This window comes from Amycolatopsis sp. PS_44_ISF1, from assembly GCF_032335455.1.
Lineage (GTDB): Bacteria > Actinomycetota > Actinomycetes > Mycobacteriales > Pseudonocardiaceae > Amycolatopsis.
In genome coordinates this window covers 1,676,870-1,690,250 of record NZ_JANUXO010000001.1, presented here as the reverse complement: position 1 = coordinate 1,690,250, position 13,381 = coordinate 1,676,870, and the positions used below count along the sequence as shown (strand labels likewise).

The window sequence follows — 13,381 nt, the reverse complement described above, 5'->3', positions numbered from 1 at the left end:
CGATCGTCCACTGAGGACGATCAGCGGGTCCCGACGAGGAACCCGCCGCTGGTCGTCTCCTCCGACGGCCGTCCGTACCCCGCGGCGAGTTCCGTGCGCGAGTGCGTCTCGGGCCGCCAGCCGTGCTCGGTCAGCCATTCCGGCGCGGTGCGGCCGAGACCGCCCTTCCACAGACCGGTGACGTCCGCGCTGTTCGGCACCGCGCGGGCGCGTCGGAGGAGCTCGTCGTCCTCGGACCGGTGTTCGAAGGAGATCCGGCTGCCGGGCGCGGACAACGCAGTGACGTCCGTGAGCAGCCGCGCCGCCTCGTCGTGGTCGAGGTACACGAGCAGCCCCTCGGCGAGCCACGCCGTCGGCCGCTCGGGTGCGAACCCGGATTCGCGCAACGCCGTGGGCCAGTCCTCGCGCAGGTCCACCGGGACCACCACGCGCTCGCACCGCGGCCGGGCGGACCGGGCGGCCAGCACGGCGTCCTTGAACTCCAGCACCTCGGGCAGGTCGAGCTCGAACACCCGCGCGCCTTCGGGCCAGTCCAGCCGGAACGCCCGCGCGTCGAGCCCCGCCGCGAGCAGCACCACCTGGTCCGCACCTTCGAGGAATTCGTCGAAGAACCGGGTCCGGATCGCCACCTGCTCGGCGAACACCCGGCCGAGCCCGCCGCCGCGCGCCTCGGCCGGGAACAACGCCTGCCCCGCCTGGAAGAACGCACCGGCGTAGGGATCCTCGAACAGCCGGTCGGGCCGCCCGCTCTCCACCGCCCGCAACCCGGCCACTCCCACAGCCGTCCGGCTGACCGGCGGCAGCGCTTCCGGTGAACTGCTCATGAGCGTCAGCCTAGGCCGCACCTCGACACCGTGGCGACCACCGGCGGGGAAGCGGAGGCCCCCGGGCCGACTCGGGGTCGCACCCCGGAAAAGCAGCGAGGCGCAGCAGCCCGCGATTTCCACGGGACCACTGCGCCTCGGCTGAGCGGTGGCGGTGGGATTTGAACCCACGGACGGTTATTAGCCGTCACACGATTTCGAGTCGTGCTCCTTCGGCCGCTCGGACACGCCACCGCCGAGGAATATACCGGACCGCCATCCGCCGTCCGCAGGGGGTTCAGGACAGCTGCGGGCGGCGGGTCGCGAAGTAGGTTTCCAGCACTCCGGCGCACTCCTCGGCCAGGATGCCCCCGCGGACTTCCGGGCGGTGGTTGAGCCGGCGGTCGCGCACGACGTCCCAGAGGGAGGACACGGCGCCCGTCTTCGGCTCCCAGGCGCCGAACACCAGGCGGGCGACCCGGGCCAGCACCAGGGCGCCCGCGCACATCGTGCAGGGCTCCAGGGTCACGGCGAGGGTGCAGTCCTCCAGGCGCCAGCCGTCGCCGTGGACCCGGGCGGCGGCGCGCAAGGCCAGGATCTCCGCGTGGGCGGTGGGGTCGCCCAGCTCCACGCGGGCGTTGCGGGCCGCCGCGAGGGGGCGGCCGTCGGGGCCGAACACCACGGCGCCGATGGGCACATCGGCGCCGGGACCGCGGGCCGCTTCGAGGGCGGCCTGCACGGCTTCGGTGTCGGCCGGGCGTCTCAGAGCTCGTCCAGCAGTTTCGTGAACTCGGGTGCGAACCCGCATCTCTGGGCCACCATCTGCAGCTGCTCGTCGGGGTAGAGGTCCACCTCTCCGACGATAACTTCCAGCTCGACGCCCGGCAGCCCGAGATCGGTGAGGATCTCGAGGTCACCCTCGGGCCACACGGCCTCGTCGTCCTCGTCCGGCGGGTCGACGCGCAGCACGTCGAGCACGTCGGCCGCGATGTCGTAGTCCAGCGCCGCGGCCGCGTCCGAGAGCAGCAGCGCGGGGCCCCGCGGGCTCGGCCGGACGATCACGAAGAACTCGTCGTCCACGGCCAGCAGCCCGAACGCGGCCCCGGTCGAGCGGAGTTTCCCCAGCTCGGTGATCGCCGCGTCCAGCTCCGTCAGCGCCGCGGAATCCAGCGCACTGCACCGCCACCGACCGTCTTCTCGGACCACAGCTACCGCGAAGCCCGTGACCGGCTCTTGCACCGCCATGGGCACACCGTATTCCGCCGGGGAAACGCGCGCACGCACGGTGCACCCGAAGGAGCGTGCCACTATCGAATCATGACCGGACCCACCGACCTGCCCACGCTCCCCGGCGCCCCGTTCGCCGGGTTGCTCGCCGACGCGCGGGCCCTGCAGGACCGCACCGTCGACCTCCGCCGCGCCCTGCACCGCCGTCCGGAACGGGGTCTGCACCTGCCGCGGACCCAGCAGGCCGTCCGCGCCGCGCTGGCCGACCTGCCGATCGAATTCACCGAGGGCCGCGCGACGACGTCGCTCACCGGCGTCCTGCGCGGCGCCCGACCGGGCCCGGCCGTGCTGCTGCGCGGCGACATGGACGCGCTGCCGGTGCCCGAGGACACCGGCCTGGAGTTCGCCTCCGAGGTCGAGGGCTCGATGCACGCCTGCGGGCACGACACGCACGTGGCGATGCTGGCCTCGGCCGCGCGGCTGCTGGCCGCCCGCGCCGGCGAGCTGGCCGGCTCGGTGGTGTTCATGTTCCAGCCCGGCGAGGAGGGCGACCACGGCGCGCGCCACATGATCCACGAGGGCGTGCTGGACGCGGCCGGCCCGCGGGTGTCGCGCGCCTTCGCCCTGCACTCGATGGCGACGGTGCCCAGCGGCGTGCTGCGGGTGCGCGGTGGGACGACGATGGCCTCGGCCGACACGTTCCGGGTCGAGGTGACCGGCCGCGGCGGCCACGGCTCGATGCCGCACGAGGCGATCGACCCGGTGCCGGCGGCGGCCGCGATGGTCGGCGCCCTGCAGACGATGGTCACGCGCCGCGTCCCGGTGTTCGACCCGGCGGTGCTCTCGGTGACCCGCCTCGAGGCCGGCACGACCACCAACATCATCCCCGAGTCGGCCGTGCTCGAGGGGACCATCCGCGCCCTGTCGGAGCCCACGCGCGCGCTGATCCGCGAGGAGCTGCCGAAGGTCTGCCAGGCGATCGGCGAGGCGCACGGCTGCCGGGTGCTGGCCGACGTCGACCCGGGCTACCCGGTGACGGTGAACGACGAGGCCGTCGCCGCCCACGTGCTGGCGCTCGCCGCCGAGGTGCTGGGCCCGCACAACGCCGAAGAGCTCGCCGTGCCGGGGATGGTGGCCGAGGACTTCTCCTATGTGCTGCAACGGGTTCCGGGGGCGTTTGCGTTCCTCGGCGCCCGGCCGCCGGGCGTGCCCGCCGAGACGGCCCCGAACAACCACTCCAACCGCGTCGTGTTCGACGAGGCCGCGATGCCCAGCGGGGTGGCGATGCACACGGCCTTCGCGCTGGCCGCGCTCGGAAGCTGAGGCTCGCTGTTGCCCCACCGTGTTGATTCAATGACGGCATGACCACCACGACCGAGCTCCTGGAGCAGGAAAACCGGCTCACCTTCACCCGGTTCGACAACGAGACAGCGCTGGCGCTCGGCGAGCACCTGCTGGCCGGGGCCCGCGCCCGGGCGCTGCCCTTGACCATCTCGGTGCGCCGGAACGGCCAGCGCCTGTTCCACGCCGCACTGCCCGGCACGTCCGCCGACAACGACGCGTGGATCGAGCGCAAGAGCCGCGTCGTCGACCGCTACGGGCACAGCTCGTTCCTGGTCGGCACGCGCTTTCGCGAGAAGGGCGGCTCGTTCGAGGCCGATTCCCGGCTGGACCCGGACCGGTACGCGGCCCACGGAGGCGTGTTCCCGGTGATCGTGGCGGGGGTCGGGCCGGTCGGCACCGTCGGCGTTTCGGGACTGCCGCAGGCCGAGGACCACGCCTTCGTCGTCGAGCACCTGACTTCGTTCCTGGCCGGCTGACCTCCGGCGAAATCAGGTCGGACGACCCAACCCTCAGGACAACCGCCCCGTGCTAACCTGCCCACGTCGAAGCACATCATATATCAGATCGGACAGGCCAGTGCGGTTCGAAGCCCAACGACGGCGGCTCGCCGGCGTGGTCGCGATCCCGGTGACGCCGTTCGGCCGCGGCGGCGGGATCGACGGGGAGACCTACGGCCGGCTGGTCGAGCGGCTGACCACCAGCGGCATCGAGGTGATCACCCCCAACGGCAACACCGGAGAGTTCTACGCGCTCGACGGGCACGAGACGCGGCTGTGCGTCGAGCTGACCGTGAAGCGGGCGCACGGTGCGAGCGTGCTGGCGGGCGTCGGGCACGACGCGCGCTCTGCGGTCAAAGCCGCGCGACACGCCCGCGACACCGGGGCGGACATGATCATGATCCACCAGCCCGTGCACCCGTATGTCTCCCGCGAGGGCTGGATCGAATACCACCGGGTGATCGCCGACGCGGTGCCCGAACTCGGCGTGGTCCTGTACGTCCGCAACCCCGCCATCAAGGGCGAAGACATCGCGCGCCTCGGCGAAGCGGCGCCAAACGTCATCGGCGTGAAGTACGCGGTGCCCGACCCCGTGCAGTTCGCCACTGTCGCGCGCGAAGCAGGCTACGAACGCTTCGTGTGGATCGCCGGCCTGGCGGAGCTGTCCGCGCCCGGCTACTTCGCCGTCGGCGCGACCGGATTCACCTCCGGACTGGTGAACGTCGACCCGCGGACCTCGCTGAACCTGTTCAACCGGCTCAGCCACCGGGATTTCCCGGGCGCGATGGTGATCTGGGAGCGGATCCGGCCGTTCGAACAGCTGCGTGCGGCCGACGGGAACGCCAACAACGTCAGCGTGGTGAAGGACGCGCTCTCGCAACTGGGTCTGTGCCGCCCCGACGTCCGGCCGCCGAGCCGCCTGCTCACCGCGGCCGAGCGCGAGCGGCTGTTCGGGTTGCTGTCCTCGTGGGGACTTTCCTGAAACTGCCGGGTATGAACCGGCGTTCTCGATCAAGTCCCCGCCGATCCCGGCTCCGGCGGGGAATTGCCATCGCCGCACAGGAGTGGGAGGCTGGGGTCAGGCCGCGGTGCCACCGCGACCAGGCTCCAGAGCCCTTCTCCCGGACTGGACCCGGACCCGTCGTGGCCGGACACCGTCGCTGGACAAGCATCTCGCCTGAACCAGAGCGGTGTCGTCATGACCTCGTCCCGTATTTCCGATGCACCGGATCCCCGACCCCCCAAGGGAAGTGAATTCGCGGAGCTGTCACGCCTGATCAAGGCGGCCGGCCTGCTCGACCGTCGTCGCGGCAGCTACACCACGCGCATCGTGCTCAACCTGACGGCTTTCGCGGCCGGCTGGGTGGCCTTCGTGTTCCTCGGGGACTCGTGGTGGCAGTTGCTGCTAGCCGCGTTCTTCGCGATGATGTTCGCGCAGCTGGCCTTCATCGGCCACGACGCCGGGCATCGTCAGATCTTCCGCACCCGCAGGACGAACGACGCCGCCGGTCTCGTCCACGGTGGACTGACCGGCCTCAGCTACGGCTGGTGGATCGGCACCCACAACCGGCACCACGCCAACCCGAACCACGAGGACGAGGACCCCGACGTCGACATCGCCGCCCTCGCCTTCAGCCGGGCGCAGAGTGGTCAGAAGCGCGGTTTCCTGCGCTGGGTGGCCAAGTACCAGGCCTTCCTGTTCTTCCCGCTGCTGTTGCTGGAGGGGCTGAACCTGCACGTGTCGAGCGTGAAGGCGGTGTGGGCGGGTGACGTCCGCCGGCACAAACTGGAGTCCGCACTCCTGATCGGTCACCTGGTGGCCTACGTGGCCGCGGTGTTCATCGTGCTGACCCCGTTGACCGGACTCGTGTTCATCGCGGTGCACCAGTGCCTCTGGGGCCTGTACATGGGCTCCTCCTTCGCGCCCAACCACAAGGGCATGGCGATGCTGACCAGCGGGCACGAGCTCGACTTCCTGCGCAAGCAGGTGCTGACCTCGCGCAACATCCGCGGCGGCCCGGTGGTCGACTTCGTCCTCGGCGGGCTCAACTACCAGATCGAGCACCACCTGTTCCCGAGCATGGCCCGGCCCAACCTCAGACACGCGCAGGTGATCGTGCGGGAGTTCTGCGCCGAGCGCGGGATCTCCTACGCGGAATGCGGCTGGGCCCGCTCCTACGGCTACGTGCTGGAACACCTGCACTCCGTGGGTGAGCCGTTGCGCAATCCCGTACGGGTCGCGGCATGACCACCGGGCCGGAGACCGAGCCGGAGAACGCCTGCCCCTGCTGCCCGCACCCGCTGGACTCGCACGACGTGATCGCGCGCCGCTTCTGCGCCGCGACCTCGACCGGCCACCTCGAACGCGGCTGCGTCTGCGGCGGGCCCGCCGCACCGCCCAAGCCGAAAGAAGCCACGACCGCGACCACGGCGACCTGACCGCGCACCGTTCACGGAGTCGGCCGGCGCGGGACGGGGGTCACCGGCCGGAAATCCACTGCCGTTCGCGCGAGACCGCCGCGACGTCCGGGTCACGCAGGCAGGAGAACTGAGCGCAACGCAGGTCAGCCGGGGTGTGGCGCAAGTTACCCGCGCGTTAACAACCCGTCAGCGACCGGCCCGGCGGCGTCAGCGTGGTGTGCACGGCCGAGCCGGAACGATCGGCCCGGAAGTCTGCTGAACGGGTCCGAATGACCCACTCACGGAGGTAACCGTGACGCTCAGCGAGCTCCTGCCCAGCCTCGGTTGTGAGGCCGCCGACCACCTCGAACCGGGGCTCTGGCCGCGGAGCACTTCCCTCGGCGAAGGCGGTGAGCTGATCTTCGCCGGAGCGCCGGTGAGCCACCTGGCCGCTCGCTTCGGGACGCCTGCGTACCTGCTGGACGAAGCCCAGGTCCGCGACACGGCCCGCGCCTACCGTCGTGCGCTGCCGGAGGCCGAAGTCGCCTTCGCGAGCAAAGCGCTGTGCACCCGCGCCGTGCTGCGATGGGTCGCCGAGGAGGGGCTGTCGCTCGACACCTGCTCCGCGGGCGAGATCGCCGTCGCCCGCTCGATCGGCTTCCCCGCTGAGCGAATCCTCCTGCACGGCAACGCAAAGACCCCCGAAGACCTCAAGGCCGCGCTGGAGTACGGCGTCCGCCGCATCGTGCTCGACTCGCTCGACGAGGTCGAGCAGCTCGGCGCCCTCGCGCACGGCGCGCAGCAGGTGATGATCCGCGTGACGCCCGGCGTCACCGGAGACACCCACGCGGCCATCACGACCGGCACCGAGGGGCAGAAGTTCGGCTTCTCGCTCCGCGACGACGTCCACGACAACGTGGACCGCGCCGTCGCCGCCGTGCTCGCCCAGCCCGGTCTGCGGCTGGTCGGCCTGCACTGCCACATCGGCTCGCAGGTCTCGCGCGTGGACCGGTACGAGGAGGCCGCGCGCCGGATGGTCGAGGTGCTCGTGCGCATCCGCGACACCCACGGCGTCACCCTGCGCGAACTGGACCTGGGCGGCGGCCACGCCGTGCCCTACCTCGACCGGGAGGCGGCGTTCGACCTCGACGGGTACGCGCGCCGGCTGCGGGTCGCCCTGGGGTACGAGTGCTCGTCACACGGATTTCCCTTGCCCCGGTTGACGATCGAGCCCGGCCGGGCGATCGTCGGGCCCTCCGGCATCACGGTGTACCGGGTGTGCGCGGTGAAGCGCGGCAGCCGCACGTTCGTCGCCGTCGACGGCGGGATGAGCGACAACGCGCGCCCCGCGCTGTACGGCGCCCGCTACACCGCGCGCCTGGTCGGACGGCACTCGAAGGCGGCGCGGCGGCCGGTGACCGTCGTCGGGCGGCACTGCGAGTCCGGCGACGTGCTGGCCACCGACGTCTGCCTGCCCGGCGACGTCCACGCGGGCGACCTGCTGGCCGTGCCGTGCACCGGCGCGTACCACCATTCGCTGGCCTCGAACTACAACCTCGTGGGCCGCCCGCCGCTGGTCGGCGTCCGCGAGGGCGTGGCAACGCTGCTGGTCCCGCGGGAGACCGAGGAAGACCTGCTGCGGCGCTGTTAGACCTCGATCACGTCGCCGCCGCGCGGCACCGAACCGCGCGGCAGGCGGCGGCCGTCGAAGAAGTCACGGCACCAGTGCCCCACCGCGAACATCAGCGGAACTCCGAGCACGATCGACACCACGCCGATCACCGCGACGCCGCCGATGCCGAAGACCGTGGTCTCCCCGGCACTCGGCTCGGCGTACTCGCGCACCGCCAGCACCAGCACGGCCAGGAAGAACAGCCCGCCGGCGAGCGGGAGCAGTCCCCGCAAGAAGAAGTTGCGCACGCTCGTGAGCAACGTCCGGCGAAACACCCAGACGCACGCGAGGGCCGTCATCGTGTACTCGATCGCGATCGTGAGCCCGACGGCGTCCACCGAATCCGACAGCACGTTGTCGCTCCACACCGCCAGCAGCACGTACAACGCGAGCGAGACCAGCCCGAAGGTCCAAGTCGCCACCGTCGGTGTCCGGTACCTCGGGTGCACGCGGGCGAACGCCTTCGGGAGCGCGCCGTGCGTCGCCATCGACAGGGTGGTCCGCGCGGCGGGCATGATCGTGGCCTGACTGGTCGCGGCGCCGCTGGTGAGGACCGAGACGATCAGCAGCAGCCCGAACGCCCGCCCCAGCCCGGAGGAGCCGAACACCGCGCCGCCGAGCCCGGCCAGCACGTCGCCGGAGTTGGCCTCGTTGCCCAGCCCGATCCCGTGCGCGCCGACGCCGGCGAAGGCGAGCGCGGCGACCGTCACGAGCAGGTAGTTCAACACCAGCAGCACGGTCGAGAGCACGGCGGCGCGGCCCGGGGCGTGCCTCGGGTCCGCGGACTCCTCGTTCACCGAAAGCGAGCTTTCCCAGCCCCAGTAGATGAACACGGCCAGCAGCACCGCGGAGACGGCCGCCCCGGAGCTCACCCCGTTCGGCCACAGCCAGCTCCACTGCGGCGGGCTCGACTGCGGACCGGCGCTGCCGCGGTAGACCCGGCCGAGCGCGACCACGGAGAACACGATCAGGACGGCCAGCTCGATGCCGAGCAGGATCCACTGCACCCGCGCGGACACCTCGATGCCGCGGTAGCAGAGCCAGCACAGTGCCAGCAGCCACCCGCCGCCGATCGCGGTCGTCACGGCGCGGTTGCCCGCGAGCCCGTCGGCGCCGAGGAGCAGCAGGGTGTACCGGCCGGTGAGCGCCGACTGGCTGCTCATCACCAGCAGTTGCGCGACGGTGACCACCCACCCGGTCATCCAGCCGGCGCGGCTGCCGAACGCGCGGGTCGCCCAGGTGAAGTTGGTGCCGCAGTCCGGCTCCGCGGCATTCAGCTCGCGGAACGCGAAAGCCACGAACAGCACCGGAACGAACGAAAACAGGACGAAAGCGGCGGCCTTGAACCCCGGGCCCGCGAGCACGATGAACCCGAGTGTCGCGGCAATGGAATATGCGGGTGCGGTCGAGGACATCCCGATCACCGTCGACGACACCGTGCCGAGCGCCCCGCCGCGCAGGCCCTTGGCCGGAACGGCCGCGACGGCTGAGGACATCACCGTTTCTCCTTCTCAGCGTGGGTTTTCCGCCGGTGGCGGGCCGGGGCGACGGTACCCGGGAACCGGGTCGCGGCGGCAGCGGCTGTGCCCGGGCGCACACCCGCGGCGTCCGGGTGAATTCACCGGACCAGCGGCTTGACCGGCATTTTTGGCTCGAACTCCCTCCTGCTCGGGCCCAATGGCCGATACGCTGCGCATCCAAGGAATCACATGCCGAAACACAGGGAGGGACGGCATGGGTGACGAAAACCGCACGAAGGTCGAAGACCAGCGTGCGCCGAAGGCACTGGACGGCACCGACAGAACCTTGATCGCCTTGTTGCAGCACGACGGGAGGGCGTCGTTCACGGCGCTGGCCAAGGCGGTCGGGCTCTCGGAGGGGGCCGTGCGGCAACGCGTCCAGCGGCTGCTGCGCGACGACATGATGCAGATAGTCGCGGTGACCGCCCCGGAGAATGTGGACCTCAGCCGCCAAGCCATGATCGGCCTCACGGTGAACGGCGACCCGCGGGAGATCGCGAAGCGCCTGTCCGGCCTGGCCAACGTCCACCAGGTGGTCCTCTGCGCCGGCCGCTTCGACCTGCTGGCCGAGCTGATCTGCCGCGACGACGAGCACCTGCTGGAGGTGCTGGGCGAAGAGGTCCGCGCCATTCCCGGGGTGACGTCGACGGAGCTGTTCGTGTATCTGAAGCGGGCGAAGCAGAGCTACGCCTGGGGAAACCTGACGGCGTGACTTCGCCTCGGAGGCCGCCCACGGTCCGGGCGGCCCCCGGGGCTCACCGGGCTCGATCGGGCGCGGCCGGCCCCGCCGGACCGACGGCCACCGCCGCGGGCTGACGCGAAGCCACCACCCGCGCGTAACGAGCGCCCGCGATCAGCAGCACCAGCCCGGCGCCGAGGAACGCGGCGACCCGCGCGAGGCCGTCCAGCGCGGCGAGGTCGAACAGCACCAGCTTCAGCACCGCCGCCGCCACCAGCACCAGCCCGACCACGCGCAGCGCGACGACGTCGATTCCGCGCAGGAGCAGGACGAGCGCGGCCACTGTCCAGGACACGGTGATCAGCGCGTGACCGGTGAGGAAGCCGGGCCGGCCGGGGATGGCCAGCAGTGACGCGCAGAGCACCACTCCGGCGGCCCCGTGCAGCGCGGCCAGTCCCGCCGGCAGCCACGGCGTGAGGCCGGCGGGTTTCAGCACGTTCAGCCGAACCGCGGCCCACGGCAGCGCGACCGCCACGGCCAGCAGCAGGACGGCCGCGGCGAGGGCGGTCGACAGGTCCGCCGTTGTGCGCGGACGGGCGACGATCAGTAGCGACGGCGTGACGTCCGCGACGAGCGTGTACAGCCAGCCGATCACGGCGAACACCAGCGCGCCGCCGAGCACGAAGCGGCTTCGCGTCCACCGTGCGGCGAAGGCGAGCACCACGGCCTCGCCGAGCAGTACCGCGCCGCCGTCGAACTGCGTGACGGTGGCCTGCAACGCGGCCACCAGTCCGGCAATCACCGCGACGTTGCCGGCGTGGCCCCGCACGAGGAGCCCAGTCGCGACGAGAACCAGGGCCGCGCCTCCCGCCAGCAGCGCCGACTCGGTCTTCGGCAGCAGCGCGGCGGCCACCAGGACGGGCAAAGCCGCGGAAGCGAGCACAGCCATCGAGAACGGTTCGTTCTCTTTGCGCCGCAAGGAAATCAATGCGAGCGCCGCACTCACGACACTGGCCGCCACGGCGACCGGGACGTTTTGCGGGTGCAGCGCGCTGCCGATGAGCGACGTGGTCAAGGGCGGCAGGGCCGCGGCGAGCGAAAGGGCCCACCACCGCCGCCGGAACTGGACCGGCGTGGTCGCGATCTGGAGCATGAGCAGGAACAGCACCAGTTCCGAGGTGAAGCCCCCGGCGGTCAGGGGTGCGCACACCCCGCATCCGACCACCACCGCGGTCGCGAGCAGAGAGGAGTCCCAGTTGACTGCGAGCAGCAGGCCGCCCACCGCGATGGCCAGCCCGGCGCCGAGCCCCGCGGGAGTGGGCAGGAAGTCGTAGAGCGAGGTCGCGGCGACAGCGTCGAGGTAGAGCGTCGCGAGGCCCGTGGCGGCGAGCGCGAACGCGCCCGTGCGCGCGGCCGGCCGGCGGTGCAGCCCCGCCCCCATCCCGACGAGCCCCGCCCCGAACGCCGCCCCCAGCAGCACCCGCGGCAGCGGCCCGAGCCACCCCCGCTGCACCGCGAGCACCAGCAACAGCACCATCCCCAGCAGGGTGACCGCACCTCCGACCCACGCGAGCACCCGAGCCCCGGCGCCTTCTCTCCGCAGCCGTTCCCCCAACGTCGTCCGCGGCACGGAGGGCGGCTGCGGCATCGCGAAGGGCTGCGGACCGTACGAGGGTTGCGAGTGGGTCTGGCGGTACGGGGACTGGTGGTACGGAGACTGCGCGCCGGGATGGCGATACGGATAGCCCGCCCCGTAACCAGCGGCCGCCGAACCGAACGCCGCCGCCCCGGCGAATCGCGGGTCCCCCGGCACGGCAACCGCCTCCTGCGGGGGCACCCACGGTTGACCCGGCCCGGCGGCCGGTACTCGCGGATCGACGTGCGGCTCCCGCGGCGGCGCATCCGAATTCCCGGGCGTGGCGGAGTCCCGCGGCGATGCCACCTCGGGCCGGACGCCGACGTTCTCCGCCGAAGCGTCCGGTTCCGCGGCCTCCCCACCGCCGAGCGCGGCCTCGACGCCACGCAACTCGGCCCCGACCACGGTCAGGCGCCGGCCGAGGGCGTTGATCTCGTCGGCCAGGCGGTGGAGGGTTTCGCCTTCGGTTGTCATGCGGCCAGATTCGGGCACAACGGCCATGATCGGATCCGTAGCACTACTCAACCGTGGACACAGGAGAGTTGCGATCCCGGCTGACCACGCCGGCCGGGCCCCGTTCAGCCACCCCGGCCGCCGCCGGTCAGCCCGCGGACTGCGCGAGCACCTCGTCCATGGTCTCCATGATCGAGACGGTCTCGTCCAGCGGCATGTGCGGGCTCTCGGTCTCGCCGGCGCGCAGGCGCAGCGCGACCTCGTCGGCCTCGTGACGCAGGCCGCTGCCCTCGTCGGTGTATTCGAACCGGGTTCGCTCGCCGCGCCGCGGGATCAGCGTGAACGACGTCGGCGCGTAGAACGCGCCCTCGATCTCGAGACGGGCTTCGGTGCCCACGATCGTCGCCGTGGTCGGGCCGACCGCGCGCAGCGTGCAGCTGAGCACGGCCTGCGCGCCGCTCGCGTGGCCGAGCAGCATCGACGTCTGCGCGTCCACGCCGGTGAACGCTGGGTCGGACAGGCTGAGCACCCGGTTCGGCGCGCCGAGCACCATCGAAGCGAAGGACACCGGGTAGACGCCGAGGTCGAGCAGCGCGCCCCCGCCCAGCTCCGGCGCGAACAACCGGAACGCGGGGTCTTCGGCGAACCACTGCCCGTGGTCCGCCAGGACCGTGACGAGGTCGCCGAGGTCCCCGAGCAGTTCCCGGATGCGCCGGACGTGCGGCAGGAACCGCGTCCACATCGCCTCCATCAGGAACAGCCCCCGCTCGCGCGCGACGGCGACCAGTTCGCGGGCCTCCCCGGCGTTCATCGTGAACGCCTTCTCCACCAGCACCGCCTTGCCCGCGTCCAGCGCCAGCAGGGCGTTGGCGTGGTGCATCGGGTGCGGCGTGGCGACGTAGACGACGTCGACATCCGGGTCGTTCGCCAGGTCCGCGTAACTACCGTGCCGCACACCGACCCCGAAACGATCCGCGAACCGGTCAGCACTTTCCCGATTCCGCGAGCCGACGGCGGAGATCACCCCGGAATCGGTGAGCCCGAGATCCTCCGCGAACGCCCCGGCGATACCGCCCGTGCCCATGATCCCCCACCGCACCGGCTTCTCGGCCACGTCGAACTCCTCGCTCTTCCGGCTGTGCCCGTATTG

Annotated in this window: 13 protein-coding genes and 1 tRNA gene; 7 read left to right on the top strand and 7 right to left on the bottom strand. The window is 71.8% G+C overall.

Going from position 1 to position 13,381, the window contains the following annotated elements; genetic code table 11:
- Nucleotides 1–20: 20 nt before the first annotated feature.
- The 4 genes from NYF13_RS07585 to NYF13_RS07570 form a co-directional block, all read right to left on the bottom strand.
- On the bottom strand, nucleotides 21–824 hold the full coding sequence (locus NYF13_RS07585; RefSeq protein WP_315655217.1) for an SAM-dependent methyltransferase: 804 nt from the start codon (nucleotides 822–824) through the stop codon (nucleotides 21–23).
- Nucleotides 825–970: 146 nt separating this feature from the next.
- A tRNA-Ser gene (locus NYF13_RS07580) sits at nucleotides 971–1,058 on the bottom strand.
- A gap of 43 nt (nucleotides 1,059–1,101) precedes the next feature.
- Nucleotides 1,102–1,542 carry a nucleoside deaminase gene (locus NYF13_RS07575; protein WP_315655216.1) on the bottom strand — a complete coding sequence of 147 codons (441 nt, stop codon included), beginning with the start codon at nucleotides 1,540–1,542 and terminating at the stop codon, nucleotides 1,102–1,104.
- 23 nt (nucleotides 1,543–1,565) lie between these two features.
- Nucleotides 1,566–2,048: a tRNA adenosine deaminase-associated protein gene (locus NYF13_RS07570; protein ID WP_315655214.1), complete on the bottom strand. Its 483-nt coding sequence runs from the start codon at nucleotides 2,046–2,048 to the stop codon at nucleotides 1,566–1,568.
- A gap of 72 nt (nucleotides 2,049–2,120) precedes the next feature.
- On the opposite strand from NYF13_RS07570, the gene NYF13_RS07565 reads away from it, so the two are divergent.
- The 6 genes from NYF13_RS07565 to lysA all read left to right on the top strand — a co-directional run bounded on the left by NYF13_RS07565 (nucleotide 2,121) and on the right by lysA (nucleotide 7,922).
- Complete coding sequence (locus tag NYF13_RS07565; RefSeq protein ID WP_315655212.1) at nucleotides 2,121–3,353, top strand: M20 family metallopeptidase; 1,233 nt, start codon at nucleotides 2,121–2,123, stop codon at nucleotides 3,351–3,353.
- 38 nt (nucleotides 3,354–3,391) lie between these two features.
- A complete protein-coding gene (locus tag NYF13_RS07560) occupies nucleotides 3,392–3,850 on the top strand; it encodes a heme-degrading domain-containing protein (RefSeq protein WP_315655210.1) in 459 nt (152 codons plus the stop codon).
- Between the two features lie 100 nt (nucleotides 3,851–3,950).
- A complete protein-coding gene (locus NYF13_RS07555) occupies nucleotides 3,951–4,853 on the top strand; it encodes a dihydrodipicolinate synthase family protein (protein ID WP_315655209.1) in 903 nt (300 codons plus the stop codon).
- 216 nt (nucleotides 4,854–5,069) lie between these two features.
- Entirely contained in the window at nucleotides 5,070–6,119 is a 1,050-nt protein-coding gene (locus NYF13_RS07550; RefSeq protein ID WP_315655207.1) for an acyl-CoA desaturase, read from the top strand.
- Complete coding sequence (locus NYF13_RS07545; protein ID WP_315655205.1) at nucleotides 6,116–6,310, top strand: RGCVC family protein; 195 nt, start codon at nucleotides 6,116–6,118, stop codon at nucleotides 6,308–6,310. The genes NYF13_RS07550 and NYF13_RS07545 overlap by 4 nt, the downstream gene beginning before the upstream one ends.
- Nucleotides 6,311–6,584: 274 nt before the next feature.
- Nucleotides 6,585–7,922 carry a diaminopimelate decarboxylase gene (gene lysA / locus NYF13_RS07540; protein WP_315655203.1) on the top strand — a complete coding sequence of 446 codons (1,338 nt, stop codon included), beginning with the start codon at nucleotides 6,585–6,587 and terminating at the stop codon, nucleotides 7,920–7,922.
- Here the strand turns inward: lysA and NYF13_RS07535 are convergent.
- Complete coding sequence (locus NYF13_RS07535; protein WP_315655201.1) at nucleotides 7,919–9,439, bottom strand: APC family permease; 1,521 nt, start codon at nucleotides 9,437–9,439, stop codon at nucleotides 7,919–7,921. The two genes, lysA and NYF13_RS07535, sit on opposite strands and share 4 nt — an antisense overlap.
- A gap of 238 nt (nucleotides 9,440–9,677) precedes the next feature.
- On the opposite strand from NYF13_RS07535, the gene NYF13_RS07530 reads away from it, so the two are divergent.
- A complete protein-coding gene (locus tag NYF13_RS07530) occupies nucleotides 9,678–10,175 on the top strand; it encodes an Lrp/AsnC family transcriptional regulator (RefSeq protein WP_315655199.1) in 498 nt (165 codons plus the stop codon).
- 43 nt (nucleotides 10,176–10,218) lie between these two features.
- On the opposite strand, the gene NYF13_RS07525 is transcribed toward NYF13_RS07530, so the two are convergent.
- Together NYF13_RS07525 and NYF13_RS07520 are read right to left on the bottom strand one after the other, a co-directional pair.
- A complete protein-coding gene (locus NYF13_RS07525) occupies nucleotides 10,219–12,252 on the bottom strand; it encodes a DUF2339 domain-containing protein (RefSeq protein WP_315655197.1) in 2,034 nt (677 codons plus the stop codon).
- Nucleotides 12,253–12,379: 127 nt separating this feature from the next.
- On the bottom strand, nucleotides 12,380–13,345 hold the full coding sequence (locus tag NYF13_RS07520; protein ID WP_315655195.1) for a Gfo/Idh/MocA family oxidoreductase: 966 nt from the start codon (nucleotides 13,343–13,345) through the stop codon (nucleotides 12,380–12,382).
- Between the last annotated feature and the right edge of the window lie 36 nt (nucleotides 13,346–13,381).

Bases quoted from the DNA above. Each gene is read 5' to 3' on its own strand.
- NYF13_RS07585 (WP_315655217.1), bottom strand. From the start codon at position 824: ATGAGCAGTTCACCGGAAGCGCTGCCGCCGGTCAGCCGGACGGCTGTG.
- NYF13_RS07570 (WP_315655214.1), bottom strand. From the start codon at position 2,048: ATGGCGGTGCAAGAGCCGGTCACGGGCTTCGCGGTAGCTGTGGTCCGA.
- NYF13_RS07565 (WP_315655212.1), top strand. From the start codon at position 2,121: ATGACCGGACCCACCGACCTGCCCACGCTCCCCGGCGCCCCGTTCGCC.
- NYF13_RS07560 (WP_315655210.1), top strand. From the start codon at position 3,392: ATGACCACCACGACCGAGCTCCTGGAGCAGGAAAACCGGCTCACCTTC.
- NYF13_RS07550 (WP_315655207.1), top strand. From the start codon at position 5,070: ATGACCTCGTCCCGTATTTCCGATGCACCGGATCCCCGACCCCCCAAG.
- NYF13_RS07545 (WP_315655205.1), top strand. From the start codon at position 6,116: ATGACCACCGGGCCGGAGACCGAGCCGGAGAACGCCTGCCCCTGCTGC.
- NYF13_RS07535 (WP_315655201.1), bottom strand. From the start codon at position 9,439: ATGTCCTCAGCCGTCGCGGCCGTTCCGGCCAAGGGCCTGCGCGGCGGG.
- NYF13_RS07530 (WP_315655199.1), top strand. From the start codon at position 9,678: ATGGGTGACGAAAACCGCACGAAGGTCGAAGACCAGCGTGCGCCGAAG.
- NYF13_RS07525 (WP_315655197.1), bottom strand. From the start codon at position 12,252: ATGACAACCGAAGGCGAAACCCTCCACCGCCTGGCCGACGAGATCAAC.